23 protein-coding genes are annotated in these 23044 nt (G+C 65.2%); 10 read left to right on the top strand and 13 right to left on the bottom strand.

Features of this window, described 5'->3' with window-relative positions; genetic code table 11:
* Positions 1-6: 6 nt before the first annotated feature.
* A complete protein-coding gene (locus AB0C26_RS10260; protein WP_360244770.1) occupies positions 7-483 on the top strand; it encodes an NUDIX domain-containing protein in 477 nt (158 codons plus the stop codon).
* The gene (locus tag AB0C26_RS10255; RefSeq protein WP_360244767.1) at positions 476-928 is read left to right on the top strand and encodes a hypothetical protein; all 453 of its coding nucleotides are present in this window, start codon (positions 476-478) and stop codon (positions 926-928) included. Before AB0C26_RS10260 ends, AB0C26_RS10255 begins: the two co-directional genes overlap by 8 nt.
* Positions 929-930: 2 nt before the next feature.
* Here the strand turns inward: AB0C26_RS10255 and AB0C26_RS10250 are convergent, their stop codons facing one another.
* Positions 931-1479, bottom strand: coding sequence for an HD domain-containing protein (locus AB0C26_RS10250; RefSeq protein WP_360244764.1), 549 nt, complete (start codon positions 1477-1479; stop codon positions 931-933).
* A gap of 371 nt (positions 1480-1850) precedes the next feature.
* Here AB0C26_RS10250 and AB0C26_RS10245 point away from each other — a divergent pair, with 371 nt between their 5' ends.
* On the top strand, positions 1851-2594 hold the full coding sequence (locus AB0C26_RS10245; RefSeq protein WP_360246505.1) for an XRE family transcriptional regulator: 744 nt from the start codon (positions 1851-1853) through the stop codon (positions 2592-2594).
* Positions 2595-3597: 1003 nt separating this feature from the next.
* Positions 3598-4863, top strand: a complete 1266-nt coding sequence (locus AB0C26_RS10240) for a hypothetical protein (RefSeq protein WP_360244761.1) — start codon at positions 3598-3600, stop codon at positions 4861-4863.
* Between the two features lie 9 nt (positions 4864-4872).
* Here AB0C26_RS10240 and AB0C26_RS10235 read toward each other — a convergent pair whose 3' ends face one another.
* From AB0C26_RS10235 to AB0C26_RS10225, 3 genes are all read right to left on the bottom strand, one after another.
* Positions 4873-5583, bottom strand: a complete 711-nt coding sequence (locus tag AB0C26_RS10235) for an MAE_28990/MAE_18760 family HEPN-like nuclease (RefSeq protein WP_360244758.1) — start codon at positions 5581-5583, stop codon at positions 4873-4875.
* Entirely contained in the window at positions 5570-6634 is a 1065-nt protein-coding gene (locus tag AB0C26_RS10230; protein ID WP_360244755.1) for a DUF262 domain-containing protein, read from the bottom strand. Before AB0C26_RS10230 ends, AB0C26_RS10235 begins: the two co-directional genes overlap by 14 nt.
* 450 nt (positions 6635-7084) lie before the next feature.
* Positions 7085-8977 (bottom strand): hypothetical protein, encoded by a 1893-nt coding sequence (locus AB0C26_RS10225; protein ID WP_360244752.1) that lies wholly within the window; start codon positions 8975-8977, stop codon positions 7085-7087.
* A 561-nt stretch (positions 8978-9538) separates the two neighbouring features.
* On the opposite strand from AB0C26_RS10225, the gene AB0C26_RS10220 reads away from it, so the two are divergent.
* A complete protein-coding gene (locus tag AB0C26_RS10220) occupies positions 9539-10153 on the top strand; it encodes a helix-turn-helix transcriptional regulator (RefSeq protein ID WP_360244749.1) in 615 nt (204 codons plus the stop codon).
* Positions 10154-10283: 130 nt separating this feature from the next.
* On the opposite strand, the gene AB0C26_RS10215 is transcribed toward AB0C26_RS10220, so the two are convergent.
* Complete coding sequence (locus AB0C26_RS10215; protein ID WP_360244746.1) at positions 10284-11258, bottom strand: AraC family transcriptional regulator; 975 nt, start codon at positions 11256-11258, stop codon at positions 10284-10286.
* A 73-nt stretch (positions 11259-11331) separates the two neighbouring features.
* Here AB0C26_RS10215 and AB0C26_RS10210 point away from each other — a divergent pair, with 73 nt between their 5' ends.
* Positions 11332-12336 (top strand): SDR family NAD(P)-dependent oxidoreductase, encoded by a 1005-nt coding sequence (locus AB0C26_RS10210; RefSeq protein WP_360244743.1) that lies wholly within the window; start codon positions 11332-11334, stop codon positions 12334-12336.
* 19 nt (positions 12337-12355) lie between these two features.
* Here the strand turns inward: AB0C26_RS10210 and AB0C26_RS10205 are convergent, their stop codons facing one another.
* Positions 12356-13741, bottom strand: coding sequence for a M1 family metallopeptidase (locus tag AB0C26_RS10205; protein ID WP_360244740.1), 1386 nt, complete (start codon positions 13739-13741; stop codon positions 12356-12358).
* 59 nt (positions 13742-13800) lie between these two features.
* Here AB0C26_RS10205 and AB0C26_RS10200 point away from each other — a divergent pair, with 59 nt between their 5' ends.
* Complete coding sequence (locus AB0C26_RS10200; protein ID WP_360244737.1) at positions 13801-14739, top strand: winged helix-turn-helix domain-containing protein; 939 nt, start codon at positions 13801-13803, stop codon at positions 14737-14739.
* 115 nt (positions 14740-14854) lie between these two features.
* Here the strand turns inward: AB0C26_RS10200 and AB0C26_RS10195 are convergent, their stop codons facing one another.
* Positions 14855-15409, bottom strand: coding sequence for a DinB family protein (locus AB0C26_RS10195; RefSeq protein WP_360244734.1), 555 nt, complete (start codon positions 15407-15409; stop codon positions 14855-14857).
* A 155-nt stretch (positions 15410-15564) separates the two neighbouring features.
* Here AB0C26_RS10195 and AB0C26_RS10190 point away from each other — a divergent pair, with 155 nt between their 5' ends.
* Both AB0C26_RS10190 and AB0C26_RS10185 read left to right on the top strand, forming a co-directional pair.
* A complete protein-coding gene (locus AB0C26_RS10190; RefSeq protein WP_360246504.1) occupies positions 15565-16263 on the top strand; it encodes an NADPH-dependent F420 reductase in 699 nt (232 codons plus the stop codon).
* A 272-nt stretch (positions 16264-16535) separates the two neighbouring features.
* Positions 16536-18086 (top strand): methyl-accepting chemotaxis protein, encoded by a 1551-nt coding sequence (locus AB0C26_RS10185; RefSeq protein ID WP_360244731.1) that lies wholly within the window; start codon positions 16536-16538, stop codon positions 18084-18086.
* A 157-nt stretch (positions 18087-18243) separates the two neighbouring features.
* Here AB0C26_RS10185 and AB0C26_RS10180 read toward each other — a convergent pair whose 3' ends face one another.
* The 3 genes from AB0C26_RS10180 to AB0C26_RS10170 all read right to left on the bottom strand — a co-directional run bounded on the left by AB0C26_RS10180 (position 18244) and on the right by AB0C26_RS10170 (position 20154).
* Positions 18244-18861 carry a hypothetical protein gene (locus AB0C26_RS10180; protein ID WP_360244728.1) on the bottom strand — a complete coding sequence of 206 codons (618 nt, stop codon included), beginning with the start codon at positions 18859-18861 and terminating at the stop codon, positions 18244-18246.
* Positions 18862-18881: 20 nt separating this feature from the next.
* A complete protein-coding gene (locus AB0C26_RS10175; RefSeq protein WP_360244725.1) occupies positions 18882-19715 on the bottom strand; it encodes a PHP domain-containing protein in 834 nt (277 codons plus the stop codon).
* Positions 19716-19911: 196 nt separating this feature from the next.
* Entirely contained in the window at positions 19912-20154 is a 243-nt protein-coding gene (locus AB0C26_RS10170; RefSeq protein WP_360244722.1) for a hypothetical protein, read from the bottom strand.
* 3 nt (positions 20155-20157) lie between these two features.
* On the opposite strand from AB0C26_RS10170, the gene AB0C26_RS10165 reads away from it, so the two are divergent.
* A complete protein-coding gene (locus AB0C26_RS10165; protein WP_360244720.1) occupies positions 20158-20523 on the top strand; it encodes a hypothetical protein in 366 nt (121 codons plus the stop codon).
* On the opposite strand, the gene AB0C26_RS10160 is transcribed toward AB0C26_RS10165, so the two are convergent.
* Genes AB0C26_RS10160 through AB0C26_RS10150 form a run of 3 tightly spaced genes read right to left on the bottom strand, consistent with a single transcriptional unit; the run spans position 20499 to position 23013 of the window.
* The gene (locus tag AB0C26_RS10160; protein ID WP_360244717.1) at positions 20499-20870 is read right to left on the bottom strand and encodes a hypothetical protein; all 372 of its coding nucleotides are present in this window, start codon (positions 20868-20870) and stop codon (positions 20499-20501) included. The genes AB0C26_RS10165 and AB0C26_RS10160 overlap by 25 nt on opposite strands.
* Positions 20867-21952 carry an ATP-binding protein gene (locus AB0C26_RS10155; RefSeq protein WP_360244714.1) on the bottom strand — a complete coding sequence of 362 codons (1086 nt, stop codon included), beginning with the start codon at positions 21950-21952 and terminating at the stop codon, positions 20867-20869. Before AB0C26_RS10155 ends, AB0C26_RS10160 begins: the two co-directional genes overlap by 4 nt.
* Complete coding sequence (locus tag AB0C26_RS10150) at positions 21940-23013, bottom strand: hypothetical protein (RefSeq protein WP_360244711.1); 1074 nt, start codon at positions 23011-23013, stop codon at positions 21940-21942. The genes AB0C26_RS10155 and AB0C26_RS10150 overlap by 13 nt, the downstream gene beginning before the upstream one ends.
* Positions 23014-23044: the final 31 nt, after the last annotated feature.

Below are 23044 nucleotides of genomic sequence, written 5' to 3'. Positions count from 1 at the left end.
GACGACGTGGGACGACGCATCGACTACTACAACGACCCTGAAGCGCCAAAGGCCAACAGCGTCGTCCCCTCGGCGAATGCCGTTGTGGTCAATGACGAGGGCGCAATCCTGCTGATCCGCCGATCGGACAACGACAACTGGGCGCTACCCGGCGGTGGGATTGACCTCGGCGAGTCGCTGCCGGACACGGCCGTACGGGAAACGGCCGAGGAGACCGGGATCGACGTGGAGGTGACCGGGCTGGTCGGCATATACACCGACCCGAACCACGTCATTCTCTACACCAGCAACAACGAGGCCCGGCAGGAATTCTCCGTCGTGTTCACCGCGCGTCCCGTCGGAGGGACACCGACGCCGAGCGACGAGTCGACCGAAGTTCGATGGGTGGCACCGGCCGAGATCAACGCGTTGCCGATGGACCGCTCGATGCGTATGAGGATCGACCAGTACCTCACCTCACCGCTCGACATCCACCTTGGATAGCGACTGGCTCAGCGCCTTCGCGGACGTCTTTGCCGCGGTCGGTACGGTCGGTGCTTTCGTCCTCGGATTCTTGCTTCTGCGCCGTGAGCACCGGCGCGAGGCCGACCGCGCCGAGGATGAACGTCGCTCGCAGGCCGAACGGATCAGCGCGTGGGTCGAGCTGACACAGAGGCTCGAAGGTGGCCGGGAGCTCTGGTTTCACATCCACAACGCGAGCGCGATGCCCATCTACGAGGTCGAGCTGCCGCTTCCTGCTCGCGACGGCGAAGAACCTCGGTCAGAATTCGTCGGCCTCGTTCCTCCGGGCCAAACTGTCCAGCGAGCAGCGCCGGCGGAATGGCTTCGGTCGTATGTCGAGCCCGAGCCGGTACAGATCGAATTCCTGGACAGCGCCGGCCGTCGGTGGAGCCGCGACGAGCAGGGAGCGCTCGCCCCTGCGGAGTGACGTCAACCCTTGGCCAGCGCAGACTTGATCCTTTGAACCGACTGGGTGATGAGCGGCCCTGCTTCGCTGATGGACCTGGCCACGAGGTGATCGGGCCCGTAACGATCCAAGATTTCGGCGAGACGCCGCTCCACGTCAACGGGATCACCGTCGGGGGTAGTCGTCATGTCCGCGTACGTTATGGCGTCCGAGAGGATGCCCTCGACGGGCGCAAACTCGTCCGCGAGCTGGTCGCCTAGCCCGCGGTTCCTAGCCTCGATAAAGGCGCACGAGTGGTGAGCGACCAGTCGGCAAACCAGATCATCAGCGCGCGCAACATCACGCAGGTAGCGAGCCCCGTCGAGTTGATGCATGCCGGTCACGATCAGGTCTGGCGAATAGCCGACGTCGTGAAGCCACGAGGCGGCGACCAAGGCCGGTCCGTCATCGCGGACCAGGGCCGCGATCGACTCGGCCTTACGCCCGACGCCCTGGCTGTGGAACCAGCGGCGCGGGATCGACTCGGCCAGTAGCTGCTGCGCAAGGTCACGGGCGCCCTCGACTTGATCCACATAGGGAGCCTAGCGTCGGGGTTGTCACCTGTCGCCGTTGTCAACCCGCAAGGCCATAGCGAGCCGGTCAGCGACTGCTGGCAGGACGTCGCCGATTCTTACGACGGGGTTCCCTTGGTGGCCGATCGCGTCGCTCAGGGCCGGGAAGTCTTGGCCGACGTCGAAGCCTGCATCTTCCAAGGCAAGCGCCAGCCGATCCGCTGGCGATCTTGCTGCGTCTGGGTCGCTCTCCATGGCGTTCCGTCCATTCTCTCTTCTCCGCTAAGTGTTCACTCCAAGTGACGGACGCTGAACCACGGGCTGGGACGTCTAGGGACTTCTTGGCTAGGATGGCTGTCTCGCCCAGCGATGGGAGCGGATGCGTGAACCACATGCTCGCCCGAGCGCTAAGCGGCGCCAGGCTCGATATCGTCGACGTTGCCGCCCAGCTATGCGTCGATCCCAAGACAGTCCAGCGTTGGATCAGCAGCGGTCGTATCCCGTATCCCCGTCACCGCGACGCGCTGGTCAGCCTGACGGGATGGTCGGCATACGACCTGTGGCCGAGCCTGCCTCGCCCCTCCGAGCCGCTGGCGGCCGCTGACGAGATCCGGATCGTCTACCCGCACCGATCGGCTGTACCGTCCGACTCCTGGTCAAGCGTGCTGAGCCGGGCCGAGCGAGAGATCGACATCCTCGTCTACAGCGCGAGTTTCTTGGCCGACGACGTCGCGGTGCTTACTCTGCTCCGCGAGAAGGCCCAGGATGGCGTGCGGGTACGCATTGCCCTCGGCGATCCAGACGGCGAGCACATCGCCAGCCGCGGAGTCGAGGAGCGCATCGGCGCCGGCATGAGCGCGCGTATCCGTATTGCGCTCGTCAGTCTCCAGCCGCTCGCCGATGAGCCCGGCATCGCCCTACGACTGCACGACACCGTGCTCTACAACTCGACCTACCGCGCCGACGACGAAATGCTCGTCAACTCCCACATCTACGGCCGTCCCGCCGCCCAAGCGCCGGTGCTGCACCTCAAGCGCGTCGGTGACGAAGGCATGGTCTCGACTTACATGGCCTCATTCGAGCGCGTCTGGTCCGTAGCAAAGCCGTCGAAGCTACCAGTACCGCCGGCCATGTAGACACCTGCTACTCCCGCGCGCCGACGTGGCAAAACGCCATAGCTGTTTAGTAGAGCAAGCGCCGCGTACCGAGCACGGCACGGCTCAGGCTCCGAGCATCCGACACACAAGCCCCCTGGCGTGACGACGAGATGGTCGTAGAGCGAAGTCTCGGCCCGCGCCAAGACATCACGGCGGCTTGCAGATAGAAGGGGTACCTCGACTAGAACCGGCGGGTGCCCGGCGCTCATGTGCCCGCTTGCGAGATTAAGCGCTAAGCCAATTTCTTCGCGGCTGGTCATCTCCGTATTCCCTTCACCGGTCCTCATCCTGTTGATCTTCTGAAGGGCCTGCTCCTTCTGCCCTCGAAGGGTCTCCCGGCGGGTCCGCTTTGACACGATGGAGATGCGCTCGATGGGCACTAAGCCACTCGACGACGTGTTAGCGAGTCCAGTTCCCGCCAGACGCCGACCGGGCGACTGACGGTGGGAACCTTTCGGCCTTCCTCTTGGGTACTTGCGCCGCTGGCTGACATCTAGGACCGCCCCCCATTTCAGTTGTCCGTGAAACGAAGCGTCGCTGGCTGCCCAGCCATCCGGCCGTTTTCGCAAGCATCTGCAGTACTAGGCGATCGGTGGCAACCCAGCCGCCCGGAGCGAGTCACGGACGGCTGGGGTCTTACCCGCCGGTGTCCCAAGACGGACGCCTCTAGCAACCGGCTACCAAGAAGGCTGCCGCGACAAGCGTCGGCGGCAGACTACGTCTGCATGGACGTCTCGGCATTTCTAGTCGTGCTCGAGCCGTCTGAGACTTCCAGAGAGCCGCCACCGTCGCATTCTGGGACGTTGTGTCACACGGGCACGGGTAGGGCCGACGCCGGCCTCTGCTCTGACCAGGACGGCGGCCACTGGGCGTCAAGAACCACATTGACGGGTTACGGGTCCGGCCAAAACAGAATGGCCGAACCGCCAGCCGCAAACGTGCCGAGCTGACAAGGCACGTCGACGCCATGTAGCGTGCTCGAGTGCGCAGTCCGAAGCTCGGGGGATCAGGTAGCCGGCAGTACTATCGGTACTACGCTGGTTACACTCAGGAATTTGTCGAGGACATGCTTCGCCACCTGGCGGTGCCCTCGGGTGGCGTGGTCCTTGACCCCTGGAACGGGGCGGGCACGACGACTGTAGCGGCGGCAGCGGCTGGCTTGAACGTCAGGGGTTTCGATGTGAACCCGGCTGCGGTCATCATTGGGCGTGCTCGGCTCATCGGGTCAGATGTCGCCGACAGCCTTGTTCCGATCGCTCTTGACATATGTGATCGAGCAGCTTCAATGCGGGTTAAGTCTAACGACAGTGATCTTCTTGGTACTTGGTTCGGTCCCGTCACGGCTGGAGAAATCCGCGCTCTGGAGCGGGCAACTTGCCGAGTCCTGATCGACGCTGATTCTGACTCAGGATTTATCGGCTACGACACTAGCCTTCGGCACTCGCCGCTAGCGTCCTTGTTTTATGTTGCGTTGTTCCGCACTGTCCGGAACCTAGTCAAAAAGTATGTCCCGTCAAATCCTTCGTGGATCAAGAATCCATCTGGTCGTAGGTTGGGCGTGCCCCGTTCCGACCTTCATGACCTCTTCGCCAAAGCAGTGCAGCTCAGCAATCCTTATCAGGGCCAGCTAGAGATCCCGCTGCCCACGCGGGATTCTATGGCGAGTGTTGAAGTAGCCTCGTCGATCAATCTGCCTCTCGAGACTGCCAGCGTAGATGCGGTAGTTTCGTCGCCGCCTTATTGCACACGACTTGACTACGTCAAAGCCACTCTCCCAGAGCTGGCGGTTCTTGGCTTGGGGAAAGGTGACATCCGGCAGCTTCGCGATCAGATGATCGGCACTCCCACGATAGCGGGTTTGTCATCAGACGTTCGTCCGGATCAATGGGGTGCGGCAGCGGCCGATTTATTGGCAAGAGTTACGGCGCACAGCTCTGTGGCATCGGCTACATACTACCGGAAGTATTACACCCAATACTTTCAGGGCATGTGGACTTCTCTCAATGAATTGCATCGCGTAGTTAAGGCGGGTAGCCCGGCAGTTCTAGTCGTGCAGGACTCCTTCTACAAGGATATTCATGTTGATCTTCCGGCCTTGGTTGGTGACATGAGTAAAGCTGCCGGTTGGTCAGCTTGGCGGCGCCTCAACTTCAACGTTCCGCGAACGATGGCAGCAATCAATCCTCGCTCGCGGCGGTATCGTGAAAATTTCGCCGCTACTGAAAGTGCTGTAGTTCTGACCCGGTAAGCGATTGATTCATCTGATCAGGTAAAGCTTGGTGTCGATGTAATCGGTAATCGTTGCAACGAAGTGACTCGCAAACGCCTCGACGTCATCTATATACCGTTCGATATCGGGAACGTCGACGGCCGGCTGTTGGAAAATTTGGTAAATCGGAAGGTTGCCATGCGCTACATCGTTCCTGAGGCCGGAGAGCTTCTGGATCGATGCGCTCCAAGAGGCGACAGGGAATACCTCTCGGTGTAAGCCGTACACTGCCCAAATTCGGCTGTACAAGCCAGGAGTTGGTGTTCTGCCGTCCATGGGCGGGAGTGGGCCACGTCGCGGCAGTGGCAGATTTGCTCCTCGCTGTTGCCTATCCATGCTGGTAGCAAATGCACGCTTCTCCCATACTTTAGTCGCATCTTGAAGCGTGCGAAGGCTCTCGAACTCATCATGCGCTGCGAGTTGACGCAAGCAGGCCGCTATGGTGCTTATTGGCACCCCTGCGTCGTTGATATGTTGATGGAGTTCTGTCAACGCGGTTCGCGTCAAGCTTTCAAGTTCTGCAACTATTCCCACGATCGCCGCGGCGCGAGCTTCTTGCAGTAATAAGGCTTGAGAGGAGGGGGCTCCCCTTACGGCGGTCTGCACGGATATAATGAGCCGTTTCAGCCCCTGAGCGCGCTTGACTAGCCGCTCTTGCTGGACGCTTATGTTCTGCGCGGCTGAACTAATTGTTGCCACTGAGGAACGCCCGTGCTCGGTTTAGACGCCGGTTCAACATGCTTCGCGAATTCGACCCAGCGCCACTCGACTCGCGAAACTCTGAATCAGAGAGCCACCCGGATGGGGGATCAACGACTTCCTTACCCTCGGCTTGGAGCTCGGCGATTGCTACCAATACCGCTTCGAACTGGAGGAGGGGACTGGTGGGATAGCCGGCGCGGAGGAATTGCTTACCTTCGAGAATTTCACTCAAACGAAGTGTCGCTTTTTTGAAAGCATTTTCTTCCCCGGAATAATCGAAACCGTCCTCCTGGACCTTACCCATGTAGCGATTCAGCCACCGTTCGACCTTGCCATCGTACGTTTCGCGGAAGTTCTTGAAAGCGAAGAACTTCAAGACCTGCTCGGCCGCCGTTCCATCGCTTTGGTTTACCTTTTTGAACTTAAGCATGGCGCTGAACGGCTCGAATGTGGCTAAATTCGAAACTAGGTCGTTTAGGCTTCCTTGGTATACGCAGGCCCTAACTTCCTGCGGCGTGAGCTTAACGGCTCCCCTATTGAGACGCGCGAAAACGTCGAATCGAACTTGGAGATCACTTTTGTCAGTGAGCGAAACAACCTGCAACGGTTGCCGGCCGAAGTAAACCTGCAAGTTCTTGGGAAGCTGCTCATAGGCAAGCCCGTTTAGCTGGTTGAGCTTTTCAAGCCCTTGCAGCTCGAGGCGTTCTTTCCGGTCAATTATCGCCAGATCTGCCGGATTGGAGGAGACAAAATGCACGAGCGTAGAAAGGCGTTGAAGTCCGTCAACTACCTCCCACTGGAATCCGACGTTGGTCGCGACGAAAATAGGAGGAATGGGAAGGCCCAGGAATACCGACTCGATGAAAGTGGACTCTCCGTCCGGTTCCCACCGGAATTGACGTTGGTAATCTGGTGCGACATTAAGCTCCGACTCGGCTATCATCCGGACTAGCTCGCGGACGGAAAAATTGTGAGTCGCGACGTCAACTTTCCTACGCTCCAGATGAAGTTGATCCTCGAGAAGAGCTAGGTCTTCTGCTACACCCATACGTCTACTACCGCCTTGGTCGTCTCACGCGTCGTCCAAAGCGTACAGAAGATGGTGTCGCCTGGGGATAGGGTAAAGAGTGCCTTCTTGGCCTCGCCGTAGTTCTTGCAGCTCAGCTCATGGGCAGGCTGCAGCCTTCGGCGCCAGCCCCCTAGGGTAGATGCCGGGTGATTCGTCTGTCGCGAGACCTTCATGGTGACGGCTATGTCCTCACGGCCAAGACGTCCTTACGGCCAAGACCAAGCCACGCGAAGACGGCATGACTGCCCTGACGGTGGCGGCGGTCGGCAGTGTTGTTCGGTGGACCGCGACACACCGCTTGTGGAAGTTTTCGGCCCGACCTCTGGCCGACTGGCAGGGTGTTGGGGATGGGTAGCGTGCGGCAGTCACTGGAACGCGAGCCGAATAGTCGTGTCGAGCGTCAACCGACTGGCGCTGTATCCGTAGCGCTCAGCCGAGCATATTCCTGATTCTCCGCGAGAGATGCTTCTCGAATCGACGTAGATACTCCCGAAGACTGCCGCCGAATACCAGGGCGTATGCGGATAGGAGGATGGCAATCCCGACGATGCACGAGATTACGAAGCCTAGTAGGCCGCCAACCCCAACCGTGCGCTCGGATGGAAACGGCGCGGTCAAAATGGCGCCGAAAATTGCTAATGGTGCTAGCAATGCCAAGACACTGTTAAGGATCGTTCGTGCATAGTTTTGCGCTCGCTCGTCGAGTCGCCGCGCTCGCGCGGCCTCCTGCTCTTTAAGTTCGGCAAGCTCAGATGACAAGACTGAGCGATGCTGTCTCTGAATCGCCGCGTCATCTATTGCTTGTTGGGCGATATTCCGCTGCGCACGCGCCAGAACGCGATCCTTAGTTCCCTCAGTAAACGCCTCCGGATCTTCGCCAATCTCCACCATAATCACTGAGCGGACGTGGATAGACTGCCTTAGAATTGTGTATTCGTCTTCCGAGACGTCGCCCGTTCGAGCCATCTTCTCGATCTTTTCAACCACCAAGAGCCAAACATCGTCTTTTGGCTGCATCGCCGCGTGGCAATCGGCGATGATTTGACTTGCAGGAAGGTCGGGCGAAGCCAGGGGTTCCTTGAGCCACATGAGCGTCACGAGCGAATGGTCCGGGATTACTAGCGGGACTGTGCCTCGATCAAATTGTTCTATCTTCCCGTATTTTCTTGCGGCTCGGACCAGAGCGGAGTTGGAGGTGACGAAGATGCCACGCGACCTTTCAATTTGCATGAATTCATTACCCCGACGCAGTCGGTAGATCGATGAAACCGAGTCGACGTCTCTCCTTAGCGCAGGGGTGCTCTTATAACGGACTTCGTCCATTAGGATTTTCTCGAGGCGCTCTTCGTCGAGCGTTAACCGCTCTACATGCTCCGGCTTCTCGGTTATCTTCACCCCAAGCGCTCTAAGTCGTGTCTCCAAGTTGTCGCTGAGGGTTATAACGTCAGAAACCCCCCATCCGTCCGCAACCATGAACTCTGTCGCTTCTCCGAAATACTTCGCGTTGCCGGACTTGACAACTGATTTGCAAGCTTCTAGCACACCTTGCATTTCGTTGAGCGTGTGCTCAAAGCAACGTAGCTGCCCGCCTAACCGAAGGGCCAGTGAGAGCATTTCAACGGCTGCTTCCTCCCTTTCGGGGCCGCAGGCGCCGACGGCCCGCAGTAAAAGTGTGGTGTCAAAGTATATTGACAAGCGATCGAATTTGCGATTTACGGCGCTTACGTCGGGGAAGTAGAGCGCACTTGCCAACAGCGATCCCTTAACGACTTCAGTAAAGTATGAGAACCCTTCAGTATCGGAACTTTCGAGATTGGCGACGAAAGCCGGCACAACGTACTTGAGTGGTCCATCTTTTTCTTCGACGAGGTTCGCAATGGGCTGCCCGTCGATTACCGTTGCGAGCAAGGGGGCCGAGTTCTGCCGAATGAAAGACTGCACCGCAGCCTCAAAGTCTGCTTCGGTGGGTGAAATTTCGTATTGCTGAGCTGCGAACTCGATGCCGAGCTGAATTAGTGCTTGATGTTGCCGCTCAACGGTACGCCGAGCCGGCGTCAGATCGTACTCGGCAAGTCGGTCTTTCTCGCGAATATAAATGCCAGTTTCTTGACGCAGTAGACCGTTCCGTGCGCATCTTTTTATCAGTGTTCCAAGGGCGGCCAAAGGGACTGCAATCCCATATTCCTGACGCACCGCTTCTCGTATTTCGGGCGTTGACACAGCGTCTTGATCGGCGTGGTAGATGCGATCTGCGACAAATGGGACGAAGTTGTCGAGGAGGTCTTTGCCGAAACGGTCGTAATTGACCTTTACAATCGCCATGCTGGTCAAAGTGGACGTTCCCATGCATCACTCTCCCTGGCTTGGTCCGGCAGGCTCGCCTCGGGGACGCCGAGGACGCTGGCGCGTGCGTAACCATACGGCAGTCGGCCACCGGCGGCGGCTTCCAGGCAAAGAGGGTGAGGGATGGCATTTTGATTCAAATTGTTTGCTGGGCGAAGGTATAGCAGGTGTCAAGATTCTTTACCTCGATCGCTGCATCCGGCTGCGGTAGGGCCGATCGCTGTGCGCAGCTGTGCGATCCGGTGAGAGGGGTTCAAGTAGGCGGACGTTATCTCCACTGCCTGGCGGCCCCCTGCTCGCGGAAAGCGCGAGCCGGGGGCCGTTTCGGTATGTCTGCTCAGGGGGCCGAGCCCCCTGAAACCCCACGGTGTCTGTTGGTTGCGCTTACTGGTGTGTGCGCTGAATTCGAGTACGCGGACACCACCTCCACTGCCTGGACGTTTCGGTTTGTCTGCTCAGGGGCCGAGCCCTCTGAAGCCCGCGGTGCGCTGGTTGGCGGTTGCGCTCCTCTTCGGGTTGGGCTGCCCTATCATCCGGCGGATGAAAAGCGGGGATCGGCTTGAGACTGGACTGATCGAGGCGTTGCTGGGGCCGCCTGGTAGCCATCCGGGGACAGTTCACGGGGACCAGACTGTGCTGGGGGCGTTTTTCACCTCGCTGCTTGGTGGGTTGCCCTGGTGGGATCGGACGTGGCGGGTGGCTGACGTGGGGCCGGCGGTTCATAGCTCCACGTCGCTGGCTTTGGCGCCGGAGAAGGTACAGGTTGTTGAGGTGACTGTGCCGGGCTCACTGAGCCGGGGGACAGACGAGGCGCAGCCGTTCTCGGCGCGGGTCAGGCTGCTGGAGGATCGGCTTCTGCGGTGGCAGATCAAGGTCGGGGAGATGGTCATCGGGCCGGCGCTGGCCCCGGTGGGGGAGCCCGAGCCGCATCCGTTCGGCGCGGTTGTTCGGCTGCTGATGGAGTCGCGTGGCGTGCCGCTCGCTGAGGTCGCCCGCCAGACCGGGCGATCCATGTCGACTATCCGGATGCTTCAAGACGGACGGTTGGTTGCCGAACGGCGGTTGGTCGACAAGTTGGCCCGGGCGCTGGACCTGCCGGCCGCTGAGCTGGCCGTGATCGCCGGGCTCGACCCGGCCGACCCCGGATGGGGATAGCTGACGCGAAGATGGTCTGTGAGTTCAAGTAGTCCGACAGCAGCTCCACGGGAGGCGCAGACCGGGGCCTCCCGTCATTTCTCTCCGGGGGCCGAGCCCCTGGAAGCGCTTATTGCGTCGGGGGTTGCGGTTACTGTGCGGGGGTTGTCTGTGAAGGGTGGGCTTGCGGTCGAAGCGGCTGGGTGCGGTTTGGGCCGGTGTTGCGGATGCGGGTTCGGTAGCGGTGGGGGGATTCGCCTACCTCACGTTTGAAGGCTGTGCTGAAGGCGCTCTCCGAGGTGTAGCCCAGGCTTGCCGCCAGCGGGCGCATGCGGACGTCGGCGTCACGCAGCGCGCGCTGGGCCAGCAGCATGCGCCAGCCGTTCAGGTAGGTCAGGGGCGGAACGCCGGCGGCCGCGCGGAAGCGTTCGGTGAACGTCGTGCGGGACATCGCGCAGGCGCGGGCCAGTTCTTCCAGCTTCCAGTTTCGGCCGGGGTCGGCGTGTATGCGGCTGACGGCCGGGCGCAGGCGCTCGTCGGTCAGCACGCGCAGCCGTCCCGCGGGCAGCGGTGTCTGTCCGACGTACGCTCTGAGCACCTCGAGCAGCAGCAGCTGGGCGTATTGGCGTACGGCGAAATCTGATCCCATCCGCTCGCCCGCCAGTTCGCCGACCAGCTGGTCGGCGATGGTGCGGAGCCGCGGTGCCTCGGCCGCCGACGCGCGGACGTGGCCAACCGGCGGGAGCGCCTGCAGCAGCAGCGCCTGTCCGGCCGGGTTGAGCAGAACGCGACCGCCAACCACGAGATCGCCGTCGGGGCCGGCGGCGGCGATCGCACCGGCCGGGTCGGTGACCTCGGGCTCGATCTCCCGCGGCGGTCCGTCGCCGGCGCCTCCCTGAAGTTCAAGCCAGGAACGGCTGTTCAAAATCGCGACGTCGCCCGGCTCGAGCAGCAGCGGAGCGTCGAGACCGTCGGCGGACAGCCGGGCCTGGCCGCGCACCATCACCGTGAGCTTGAGCAGGCTCTCCCCGTGCGCGCGAGCCACCCACCGGCCTTGCGCGGCGAACACACCCGTCACCTGGCCGCGTGCCTCCATGATGTCGAAAACCTCGGAGAGCTCGTCCATGCCCGGACTATCGCGAACAATATGCGGATGTTCAAGCATTCATAGTACGGATGGTCACGTGCACAGTAAGGCCATGACCACCGACCAGCAGCACCCCCTCGGCACCCCGTTCACCCCGGCGTCGACGGCCGACGATGTTCTCGCCGGTATCGATCTGACCGGCAAGAACATCGTCATCACCGGCGGCGCCGGTGGGCTCGGACTCGAGGCCACGCACGCGCTGAGCAAGGCCGGCGCATCGATCACGGTGGCCGCTCGTGACCCGGGGCGGGCTGCGGCGAAGCTGGCCGGCATCGACCGTGTCGAGACCAGCCAACTCGACCTGCTGAACCCGATCTCGATAGACGCCTTCGCCGGCCGCTACCTCGACTCCGGCCGGCCGCTGCACATTCTGATCAACAACGCGGGCAACGGGTACGGCAAGCTGACCCTGGACGCCCGTGGCTACGAGGCATCCTTCGCCGCGTTCCACCTCGGCCACTTCCAGCTGACGTCGGCCCTGCATCCGGCACTGCGCGCCGCGCGGGGCGCCCGGATTGTCAACGTTTCCTCCGGCGCGCACCGCACCAGCGACATCCGCTGGGACGATCTGCACTTCGCGCGGGGCTACAACGGCAACCTCGCGTACGGGCAGACGAAGACCGCCGGCGTGCTGTTCGCGGTGGAACTGGATCGGCGCTGGGGCGGTGAAGGCATCCGGGCCTTCTCGGTGCATCCGGGCATCTCCGTCGCGTCCACCCTGGCGCACATGGAACAGGGCACCTTCAGCATGGCCCAGTTGCGGGCCATGGAGCTGGTCGACGACCAGGGCCAACCGATCATCGACCCCGAGCACGAGAAGAAGACCCCGCGGCAGGCCGCCGCGACCATAGTGTTCGGTGCGACCAGCCCTTTGCTCGACGGCGTCGGCGGGGTCTATCTGAAGAACAGCGACGTGGCACCGGTGGACCCCACCCCGTGGGGCCCGACCCCGGTGGGCGAAAAGCCAGTGATGTCGTCCGACGCCGCCCCGCACGCGCTCGACCCCGAATCGGCACAGCGCCTTTGGGAACTGAGCGAGGAACTGCTCAAGCGTTGAAAACCTATTCCAGAGCGGTTCAGTCGGCGGTGTTGCGCCAGCGGAGCCAGAAGTCGCCCAGGTCCACCGTCGTCGCCGACTGCAGTGCGGCACGCAACTCCGCCGGCCGCGCCACGCCGAACTTCTGAGCGGCCAAGTAGCGCCGCAGCCCGGTACGCATCGCGTCGCCGCCGATCAGCGCCTCCAGCTCGTGGAACATGCAGGCCCCGTCTCCGTAGACGGCGGGAACGTACTCGTCGCGGCGGGTGTCGTAGTAGTCCATTCCGGCGTCGACGCGCATGCTGTCGGAGAACCAGAACGGTGCGCCGGCGCAGTAGTCGGGGATGCCGAGCAGTTTCGTGGTGGTGTATTGGGTCAGCGACTCGTCCAGCCAAGGATGGGCGTACTCGTCGTTGCCGACCAGGGCGTACCACCACTGGTGCGCGGCCTCGTGCACGGCCGGCAGCGTGGCCGGCTCGGTCAGGATGAGGGTGGGGTACTCCATCCCGCTGAACCCGTCGAAGCCGCCGATCACAGTGTCCATTTCGGGGTACGGGTACGGGCCGTACTCGCCGGCCGCGAACTCCATCGCCCGCGCGACCTGCCCCTGCACCTCCGCGGCGGTTTCCGCGGTCACGTCCGGCGTGTACCAGGTGCGCAGGCGCACACCGGTCGCCGTGCGCGTCTCGGCGCGGCGGAACGGCCCCGCCGCCCAGGCGAAGTCGCGCACCAGCGGCGCGGTGATCGTCGTGGTGGTGCGGCCGCCGTTCCGCTTCTCCGCCAGCACGGTTCCGGTGGCCGGAACGGCGAGCTCTTTCGGGTGGTTGAGGGACACGGCGAAGTTGCTGGTCAGCGAGTAGAAGCTTTCCGCGTTCGCCACGTACGGGGGAAGCTGCCAGCCGCGCTCGTCGCGTACGGCGAGCAGCGGCAGGGCGTTGCCGAGGAACGAGTACGGCCCGACCCGGCCGAACCGGTCCGCCCGCTCCGGCACCCGGATCGTCAAGTCGAAGGCGACCGCGGCGACTCCTCCCGGTGCGGCCGGCCGGCTCAGGCGTACCGGCAGCGCCGTGCAGCCGACGGCGAGCGGGCCGGCCTTGCCGCCCTCGAGGGCCGAGACGGCGATCGCCGGGGTAGTCGTACAGCCGTCCGGGCCGTTGCCCCACAGCCGCAGCCAGACGGTGTCGAGCGGGCCCGAGCCGTTGTTGACGAAGGCGACCCGCTGATGGCCGCGCCAGGTAGCGCCGGTGTCGTCGGCCGAGAGCCGGACCTGGTAGGCGACCGGCTGCGGCCCGGCGGGCGGGTAAGCGGCGGAGGTCGATCCGGCGGCGGGTGCCGTGGCCGCGTCCGGGGTGGCGTACGCCGGCACGGCGGGTATGGCGGCCGCGACGACGATGGTCGCGGCACTGAACAGGCGTGCGTGTCTCATGGCGGTCAGGATCCGGGGCCGGGATCGACGTACGCGATCCTTTCAGGCAGGGTCGAAACATGCTGCGCCTCTTGTTCGAACCCGCCGACCGGGGCCGGGTCATCTTCGACATCGCCTGGCATGCGGAAACCATCGGTAGCGTGCAGGCGCTGCGGCAGCCCGTGTCCGGGCCGTTCCTGGACCGGTGGCGGCAGACCGTCCGGCCCCGGGTACGCGGTGCGGCGGCCGCCCTCTTCGACGTGATCCCGCCAGAGGGCCTGGTCCCCGACTTCCTGACCCCGGAGGGATACAGCGGATGGTCCACCGACCGGTTCGCCGACGCGCTACGTGCCACCGGCGCGGCGACGGCCTGCGGCGAGCTGCGGGGAATCGACGACGCGCACCGCCGGACCCTGGTCGGACTCGCCGACGCGCTGGAGGCGTACCACCGGATCTGTATCGCACCCACGGTGACCACCGTCGACGCGCTGCTGCGCGCCGAGCTCGCGCACCGCGCAGGTTTGATCCTGACCGACGGCGTCGATGCGGCGCTGGCCACCCTGGGCCCGGACATCAACTGGACGCCGCCGGTGCTCGAGGTGCGCTCGCCCGCCGAGGGCGAGGTCCGGCTGGGCGGGCGCGGGCTGCGCCTGGTGCCATCGGTGTTCTGGAGCCGCCCCGGGGTGATCGCGGAGGCGGGCGGCTGGCCGACGCTGACCTACCCGATCCACCCCGCCCCCGCGTCCTGGGTGGAGCCCTACGAGGACCCGCTGGCCGCGCTCGTCGGCCCCACCCGCGCCCGGGTGCTGCGCGCCCTGATCACCGGCCGCAGCACCACAGAGCTGGCCCGGGATCTGCGGATCAGCGTCGCTTCCGCGTCCGGGCACGTCTCCGCGCTGCGGGCCGCCGGCCTGGCCGCCACCCGGCGGGCAGGCCGAGCCGTTCGGCACACCCTCACCCCGCTGGGCCTGCAAGTCCTCGCGTCGACCCGGCCCAGGGCAGGCCGAACGAAAGCTTGATCCCGGTGAGCGCGCGTTGACGGGGGTCGCCGGGATGCGGCTCCATCAGAGCGGCGCGGAGCGACCCGTTCGCGGACAGCGCGAGCCGGGGGCGTCGTAGCGGCGGGCGCCGGGATCAGGAGCCCTGGCGTAGGTACAGGTCGCGGAGCAGGCCGATCTCGCCGCCGTGGTGGGCGACCTCGCGCAAGGCGTGCAGCGTGAGCTTCAGGTAGGTCTCGTCGGCCCAGGTGCCGGGGCCGACGCCCATCGGGGCCAGGAGGCGTTTGTCGCCGAGGGCGGCGATGCGGGTGGTGAAGTTCTCCCAGTCCTTCGCGAGCGCCTGGACGCCTTCTTTCGCCGTGCCCGGCCACTCGTGGCGGTCGCCGAGATCCGGAACGTCCTCGAAGAAGTGGATCACGTAGCCGCGCAGGCACAGGCTTCCGATGTGCCAGATGCGCCAGGCGATCGTCGTGACCGGGTCCGGAACGCCCGGGACCGGCTCCGGTATCAGTTCGGCGACGCGGAAGATGCCGTCGTCGCCGGCGCGGATGCTGAGGCTGTCGGCGACGGGTTCCCAGAGGTATTCGGCGTCGGTCAGGCCGTCGAGACGCCCGAACAGGCGGCTGCGCGCAGCTTCGAAGGCCGCGATCACGTCACGGGTGGCGGGGTCGGACGCGCTCGGGAGAGTCATGCCGGTCAGGATAGGGCGGCCTCGGGGACTTCGAGGTCGGTGTGGATCGCGACCGTGCGGGCCAGGCCGTCGTGGGCCGGGCGGCGACCTGTCGAGGCGAGTCTTGGGCGGTGTGCCCCACGTCACGGTGTGTCGTCCGCTGGAATCGGCCGGGGATCGTCGAGGTTCCCGCTGACATGACGACGATCGGGTTCATCGGTAGCGGCAACATCGGCAGCACTGTGGCGCGGTTGGCGGTCGCCGCTGGTCATGACGTGGTGTTGAGCAATTCGCGTGGTCCGCAGACTCTCCAGGACCTGGTGTCCGAACTGGGTCCGAAGGCGCGCGCCGCAACCCCCGCGGAGGCGGCCGCAGCCGGCGACATCGTGGTGGTGACGGTGCCGCTGCGGGCGTACCGGGACGTCCCGGCCGGCCCCTTGGCGGGCAAGGTGGTCATCGACACCAACAACTACTACCCGGAGCGCGACGGCGTCTTCGACGAGCTGGAGGACGGCTCCAGCACCACCGGTGAGCTGCTGCAGAAGCACGTTCCGGAGGGCCGCGTGGTGAAGGGGTTCAACAACATCTGGTTCGGGCATCTCGGGTCCCTGGGGCGGCCGGCGGGCAGCGCGGACCGATCGGCGCTTCCCATCGCCGGTGACGACGCCGCCGCCAAACGGCAGGTCGCCGAACTGCTCGACAGCCTTGGCTTCGACACCGTGGACGCCGGGCCGCTCGCTGAGAACTGGCGCACCCAGCGGGACACTCCGGTCTACGTGACTCCCTACGGTGAGTACGGGGTGCTGCCGGGAACGCCGGCGAGCGCGCAGGTCGTTCGTGAGGCGCTCGCCGCGGCGAAGCCCGCCGCGGCCTGAGACCCTTCCCGGTTCAGGGGCCGGGGGTGGTCAGGGCGGGCAGGGGCGTCTCGAGCGACCAGCGTCAGGTGCCGGCTCAGTACGTGCGGGGTGTGGTGATCAGGCTCACGGGGGTTTGGGGTCTTGCGGTTTTGTAGGTCTTAACGCGGCGGCCGAGATGCCGATGGTAAGCGGTGGGCCCGTGTGGGCCCGACCATCGGGGGCCTTTCATGCGCATCAGGGATGCGAGCGTCGGCAAAAGGCTCGGCGCTTCCTACCTTGTTCTTACCGCTTTGATCATCACGGCAGCCGGTGTCGGCTGGTGGAGTCTGGGTCAGCAGACGGAGAAACAACGGGCGCTGGCCACGCTGCAGGGCTTGCGCGACGACATTCAAACCATTGCCTATGACGCGGCGGATGTGACCGGCTGGCAAGGGCTTGTGCTCGCGGACGCGGGAGCCTTCGGCAACGCGTACGCCACGAAATCCGACAACTACAACCGCAAGGGCGAGTTGGCCGCGAAAGAGCGGATCTACGCCGATGTCGCGGCCGTCGACACCAACGCGATGACCGCGACTGAGAAGGCGGAGTTCGCCAAGCTCAAGCCCGCCTGGGACGACTTCTTCGCCTGGGACGACACGGTCATGGGCTGGCTCGCGCAGGATACCCGGGCCGCCCGGGCCAAGGCTATGAACAGCATCAACGGCGGTGACGCGGCGGACGCCTACAGCGTCGTGCTCGACCTCACCGCCGCGCTGGAGAAGTCCGTCGAAGGCCGGGTCGCTGTGTTGGCCGCCGAGGTGGAGCAGGTGCGCGACACCGGCGTACGGGTTCTCGGTGGCACCTTGGCGCTCGCCGTGCTGCTTGCCGTGGCGATGGGTGTGCTGGTCACCCGTTCAGTGGTCCGGCCGCTCGCCGTCGCCGTCACCGCCCTGAACCGGCTGGCCGGCGGCGACCTCACCACCCGCGTCGAGCTCGGCCGCAAGGATGAGCTGGGGGTGCTCGGGCAGGCGCTCGACCGCACCGCCGCCTCACTGGGTGACACGGTCTCGGCGATCAACGGGCACGCCGTCACGCTGGCCGGCGCCTCTCAGGAACTGGCCGGCATCTCCGCGCAGATCGACGCGTCGAGCGCCGAGACCGATGCGAAGGCCGGGGCGGTTTCCCGCGCCGCCGACAACGTTTCCGGCAATGTACGGACCTTGGAAGCCGGCAGCGCCGAGATGGCGCTCGCCATCGAAGAGATCGCGAAGGGCGCGGGTGAGGCGGCCCGAGTCGCGACGGAGGCGGTTGCCGCGGTCGAGCGGACGACCAGGACTGTCGGCAAGCTCGGCGCCTCGTCAGCGGAGATCGGCAAGGTGGTCGCGCTGATCACCGCGATCGCGGAGCAGACCAACCTGCTGGCCCTCAACGCCACCATCGAAGCGGCCCGGGCCGGTGAGTCGGGCAAGGGATTCGCGGTCGTCGCGGGCGAGGTCAAGGAACTCGCCCAGGAAACCGCGAAGGCGACAACCGAGATTTCCCGGCTTGTCGACCAGATCCAGGGCGACACCGGCGATTCGGTGACTGCGATCGACGGGATCGGTGACGTGGTCAGGCGGATCAGCGACCTGCAGACGGTCATCGCGGCCGCGGTGGAGGAACAGACCGCCACGGCCAGCGAGATGGGCCGCAACGTGGCCGAGGTGGCCGGCAGCAGCTCCGAGATCGCGATGAACATCAACGGTGTCGCGTCGGCGGCGGCCGTCACCGCATCGGCGGTCGCGCATTCCCGGGGCAGCGCGGACGATCTGGCCCGCACCAGCGCGGAACTCCGATCCTTGGTCGCAGGCTTCCGGGTCTGAAGGCGGGCAGTAGGTCCACGAGTCGGCAGGCGGCGTGCGTTCGAAAGCGCGAACCACGCCGCCTCGTCATGTCGGCTGCGGGGGTGTAGCCCCCGGGAACCCGCTGTGTGACGGTTGTTTCGCCGATTGTGCGAGACGGTCTGGTGTCTGCCGCTCGTCAAGCCGCCTGCCGGGCGCCGCGGATCAGCTTGCCGGCCTCGCGGGAGATGTAGACCCCGTAGATCGTGGTGGCCAAGGCGGCGCCCACGGCGACCATGCCGATGACGAGATCTTCCGAGGCGCCCGCGGCGAGGGCGCCGATGCCGGCCAGCCCGACCAGGGTCGTCCACGTGGCCAGGTAAAGGTCGATGGTGCGCCGGAAGACGCGGGCCATGGGGTAGAAGTGCAGGCCGACGATCAGGGCGATGGCCGGCACCACGTAGTCGGCTTGGCCGGTGGCGTTGAGGATCAGCACGACGATCCAGATCGCCAAGGCCTCCGCGCCGAAGATGATGCCGAACGCCCGGCCGCTGCTGCGCCGGTACTGCTCGTCCTCCGCGGAAAGCTTCGCCGGGAAGCGTTTGCGTAATCCGATCAGCCGCACGCCCTGCGCGATGAAGCACACAGCCAGGATCGCGAACGCCGCCCAGATGGGCCATGCGACAGCCGCCGGCCACGCGGCGAACGTGTTGGCGGACCACATCAGGGTGAAGAAGGCCATCAGGAACAGGCCGGTGACGACACCCACCACGGCGGCCCGGGGTGCGAGCGTCGATGGCGTCACGCCAGTTGTCATGCGTTTGATGATGTCACCCCTCACGCGTACCACTTGTCGTACGGGTGGCGGCCCGGGCGGAAACCCAGCGCCTCGGCCAAGGCGACCGCTTCGGCGAAGCCGTTGCCGACGAAGGACGGGTCGTGCGCGTCGCTGCCGAAGGTGATCGCCTTGCCGCCCACCTCGCGCCACCACCGGACGATCTCGGGGAACGGCTTGCGGTTGGTGTTGACCTCCAGTGCCCGATCGGTGGTCGCGACCGCCGTCAACGCGTACCGGAAATGCTCTTCGAAGTCCGTGGGTTTGAAGGGACCGGCGGACGCCGGCCAGAAGCGGCTGACGAAGTCGATGTGGGCGAGGGCTTCGAAGTCGGCGAAGCCGGCTACCAGCCGTGGTATCTCGGCCAGATAGTCGCGGACCACGTCCGCGGCCGGGCGCCGCGCGAAATGCTCACCCGGCTCGTTGAGTCCGCCGCCCAGTGGCAGGGTGTGCAGGGAGGCGAGCACACGGTCGAACTGTCCCGCCCCGAGGATCCTGGCGAATTGGTCCCGGTGCCAGTGCGGTTCGCCGGCCTCGACCCCGGTGAAAATCAGCAGGCCGGGAAATTTGTCACGGCAGCGCTGGACGCAGGACAGGTAGCCGTCGACGTCGAGCGGTGGCGGGGCCAGTGTCCCGTCCGTGCTGATCAGGTTGGTCACCTTGGCGGGGGCGTCCGGCGCCGGTTCCACATTGGTCCAGACGGTGAAGTCCAGGTGTTCGGTGAAGGCGACGGCTGGGAGGCCCAACGTCGACGCTCGGGCGCAGGTGGACTCCATGTCGCCGGTCGCGCAGTCCCAGGACCATTCGGTGTGTACGTGTCCGTCAGTGGGCAGCATGAGACGACGGTCCCCCCTGTACGGGCGACGGCGCGGGAGGCCGATGTCGACGTGCCGGATGACCGGACCGGATCAATAAGATCTAGGGGCAAGTACCGCTACTCAAGCCGAGGACGCGTCAGTCGTGGACCGAGAGAACCATCTCCATGAGTTGTTACTGCGAATCGTCGGCCCACTGGTCATGGGGCCTTTCGGGTCACCGTGCGTTGATTCGGTACGCCTTGGTGGTGTTGTTCGCGCTGGACTCGATCACACACGCGTCATTCTGCGAGCCGGTGTCGAAGCGCCGGCTGGCGTTGCCGTTGAATTCACTCTTGTCGGCGGTGACGGCGCCGAACTCGATGTCGACGCCGCGGTCGATTGGCTGCGCACGCTGACGGCGGCTGATCTGCGCGCCGCGGTCGGCGAAGTCGACAGCCACGGAAACGTTGTCGTCCACGCCATGGACGCCGGGTTCTCCGCCGATCGCCGTGCCGGGCAGTACGACATGAATTATTTCTCGATGCTTCGCCAATTCTTGTACGGCGGTGGCCGGCTGTGGTTCGAGGATATTTTCTCGGTAAGCGGCTTCCTCGTCCTGAACCCGCGTAGCCACCGCCTTTACGTCACCGAAGGCGCCACGGGCGAGATCATCGGGATCGATCTTCCCTTGACGGAGGCGGATGGGACGGTCAGCCCCGGCCGGGGAGGTACTTTTCCTTCCGTGCTGCCGTCGTTGATCGAGTATGACGGCCTGAAGAGCCATCGTCCGGTCGCCTCCCGTGACGATTATTGTGCTCGGATCTACGACTTGAGCGAATGGATCTGAGCGCTGACGGACGGGCGGCGCATGCGGAGGGCGGTTACCCGTACGGTTCCGTTGTTGTCCGAGGTCGGTAAGGCCGGGCGGTGGTCGCCGTCGGTTTGCAGGTGCAGCGGCTCCATGAGGTGGATCGCTTCGGTCACGTCGATGTTCCAGACCTCGGCTATCGTGCGGATGGCCAAGCCGACTGAGCCGAAGTTGCCGGTGTCGTACCACCAGCGGCGTGGATCCCAGGCGTCGTCGCCCTCGACCGCGTGGGCGAAACGTTCGTCGCGGGGGCTGGGGCAGACCTCCTCGGGGATGAACCACTCCGGGTTCATCTCCACAAGGAGGCAGTCGTCCGGGAGGCTCACCGGGTCACCGTCGCCGAACGTGAAGAACTTCGGGGGGCGGTCGCCGCGTTCGATCCAGGAGAGGCTGCCCCAGGCGGGCTGGCGCAGACTGTCGCTGCTTGTGCTTCGAGCCATGTTTGGAGCTGATCCAGGCTGGCGATCAAGAACGCCTTGAGCCGGTCGGCCGTCAGGGGGCGGCCGACGAACGCGCCCAGGCACCACCAGATCTCGCCCGACTCGAAACCGCCCACGTAGATCGGCGCCTTGGTCGGCCGCATCCAGCGCAGGTCCGGGTGGACCGCCTCCCAGCCGGTGGCGACCATGGCACGGCCGATGATCGTGCCCTCGTCGTCGAGCAGGTCGTCGGCGTGCTGGACGAACCAGCGTTCGTAGCCGTCGTAGATGATCCGGTCGAGGTGGTTCGCCTCGTCGCGGCGGTAGATGCGGCGGAACAACTCGGCCGGGGGGATCCGGGTCCAGTCGCCGGCCTGGACGATCCGTACCGGCGCCGGGTCGTCGGGTCCTTGAACCGCGACGTCCACCTCGGCGAGCGCGCACATGCGGGTCAGCCGGCTGTGCAGCAGCTGGTTGTGGGTCAGCCGGCGGTCGGTGGTCTTGAACAGCCCCTCGACGGTGCGCGGGTCGTGGCGCAGTCGCGCCCGCACCATGGTTCCGCTGCTGCGCAGCCGCTCGTGGACGTCGGCCACCCGCAGCAGCGGCCGTGCGGCGACGCCATGGTGAAACTCGAGGACGTGGGTGGTACGGGGCGCCTCGTCGTACGCGAGGCTGCGTACCTGGACCTCGTCGGCGATCATGAACACCGCGAAGAAGCCGATGCCGAAGCGGCCGGTGGGCTCGAAACCCTTGGCGAGCAGGCGCGGGAACGCGGCCAGCATCGACGCGTTCTGCCAGTGTGAGATGCCGAAATCGGTCAGGGCGGACACCATCGTCTCCGGTGACATGCCGATGCCGTGATCCTCGACTTCCAGCCACCACACGTCATCCGCCTGTCGCAGGCGGACCGTGACCGCACCGCCGGGCGACTCCTCGTGGACGGCGCGGGCGCGAGTCGCGTCGGCGCCGTTGGCGATCAGCTCCCGCATCGCGATCTGGGGCTTGTTGCCGTACAGATCGACACCGCCAGCCGTTCCGGCGAGTCCGCGCCGGCCACCGAGCGGACGGCGAACCGGGGGCGGCTCAGATCCGCGCAGAGGGCGTCCACCCGGCGCAGCTCGTTGTCGATGCCGCGCACCGAGTCGTACGCGAGCCACCAGGCGGCCGCCTCGTCCCGGCCGAACGGGCGCGACGAGGTGTAGACGAGACGGTCCCCGTCGACCCGGGGCCGGGTCAGGCGTTCCTGGAAGTACCAGTGATCGCGGGACGTGCCCGCCGGCTGCCGGAACGCGTGCAGGTAGGTCGACGCGCGCCGGTGGTCGATCTGCGTGATGTCGGCCAGGCGCAGGACGCAGGCCAGCTTGAGCGGGTCGACCTCCCACGTGGGCGGATGCTCGACGCAGGAGCCCAGCGGCACCTCGAATCCCTGGAGCTCCGACACGTCCGACCAGTGGCTGCGGGCGAGCCGGCCGATGATCGATCCGAACGTGTGCCGCAGGACCGGATCGCCCAGCAGATAGAACGGTTCGCCGTCGGACGTACGGAACGCCGTGGTGACGAGCCGTTCGGCCTGCTCCGCGTGCCGCAGCCGCAACAGGTCGGCGATCGTCTGCTCGCGCGCGTCCCGGTCGACGGCGCCGGCGTCCGCGAAGGGGTCACCGCGGCGCAGCCGGGTGCGGGCCATCGCGTACAGGTCGTCGAATTGCGGGTCCTTCTCCAGCGCCACGGTCCCGCCGCGGTAGGACGCCAGTCCCATGCCCAGATCGTGCAGCAGGAAGGCGCCGCCGAGGACGAACGCCTCGGCCGGATTGATGGGTACGACGTCGCCGCACACCAGCGAGGCCGTGTCCCACAGAGCGTCGGCGTGGGCGACGGAGTGATCGGTGAACATGGGCAGAGATCGGCTGATCTCACCGGCCAGCGGCTCGACGGCCGAGCGGAATTCGAGGTACGCCGTCCGTAAGCGCCGCCGTGCTGCCTCGTGGGGGTCCGGGGATTCGCAGGTCAGGGTCCGCAGCCACAGCGGCGTCTGCTCGAACGGCAACGGCATCTCGCCCCCCGGTCATTCTGTAGCGAACAGG

The organism is Actinoplanes sp. NPDC048796 (assembly GCF_040650035.1).
Classification (GTDB): domain Bacteria; phylum Actinomycetota; class Actinomycetes; order Mycobacteriales; family Micromonosporaceae; genus Actinoplanes.
Note: the sequence above shows the minus strand (reverse complement) of the source record. Positions and strands in the feature narration are given on the sequence as shown.

What these genes read in the sequence shown, in the direction of transcription:
- AB0C26_RS10205 (WP_360244740.1), bottom strand. Translation starts at nt 13,741, where the DNA reads ATGAGACACGCACGCCTGTTCAGTGCCGCGACCATCGTCGTCGCGGCC.
- AB0C26_RS10165 (WP_360244720.1), top strand. Translation starts at nt 20,158, where the DNA reads ATGGACGCCGGGTTCTCCGCCGATCGCCGTGCCGGGCAGTACGACATG.
- AB0C26_RS10200 (WP_360244737.1), top strand. Translation starts at nt 13,801, where the DNA reads ATGCTGCGCCTCTTGTTCGAACCCGCCGACCGGGGCCGGGTCATCTTC.
- AB0C26_RS10180 (WP_360244728.1), bottom strand. Translation starts at nt 18,861, where the DNA reads ATGACAACTGGCGTGACGCCATCGACGCTCGCACCCCGGGCCGCCGTG.
- AB0C26_RS10150 (WP_360244711.1), bottom strand. Translation starts at nt 23,013, where the DNA reads ATGCCGTTGCCGTTCGAGCAGACGCCGCTGTGGCTGCGGACCCTGACC.
- AB0C26_RS10195 (WP_360244734.1), bottom strand. Translation starts at nt 15,409, where the DNA reads ATGACTCTCCCGAGCGCGTCCGACCCCGCCACCCGTGACGTGATCGCG.
- AB0C26_RS10220 (WP_360244749.1), top strand. Translation starts at nt 9,539, where the DNA reads ATGAAAAGCGGGGATCGGCTTGAGACTGGACTGATCGAGGCGTTGCTG.
- AB0C26_RS10210 (WP_360244743.1), top strand. Translation starts at nt 11,332, where the DNA reads ATGACCACCGACCAGCAGCACCCCCTCGGCACCCCGTTCACCCCGGCG.
- AB0C26_RS10155 (WP_360244714.1), bottom strand. Translation starts at nt 21,952, where the DNA reads ATGCGGGAGCTGATCGCCAACGGCGCCGACGCGACTCGCGCCCGCGCC.
- AB0C26_RS10215 (WP_360244746.1), bottom strand. Translation starts at nt 11,258, where the DNA reads ATGGACGAGCTCTCCGAGGTTTTCGACATCATGGAGGCACGCGGCCAG.
- AB0C26_RS10230 (WP_360244755.1), bottom strand. Translation starts at nt 6,634, where the DNA reads ATGGGTGTAGCAGAAGACCTAGCTCTTCTCGAGGATCAACTTCATCTG.
- AB0C26_RS10245 (WP_360246505.1), top strand. Translation starts at nt 1,851, where the DNA reads ATGCTCGCCCGAGCGCTAAGCGGCGCCAGGCTCGATATCGTCGACGTT.
- AB0C26_RS10225 (WP_360244752.1), bottom strand. Translation starts at nt 8,977, where the DNA reads ATGGCGATTGTAAAGGTCAATTACGACCGTTTCGGCAAAGACCTCCTC.
- AB0C26_RS10175 (WP_360244725.1), bottom strand. Translation starts at nt 19,715, where the DNA reads ATGCTGCCCACTGACGGACACGTACACACCGAATGGTCCTGGGACTGC.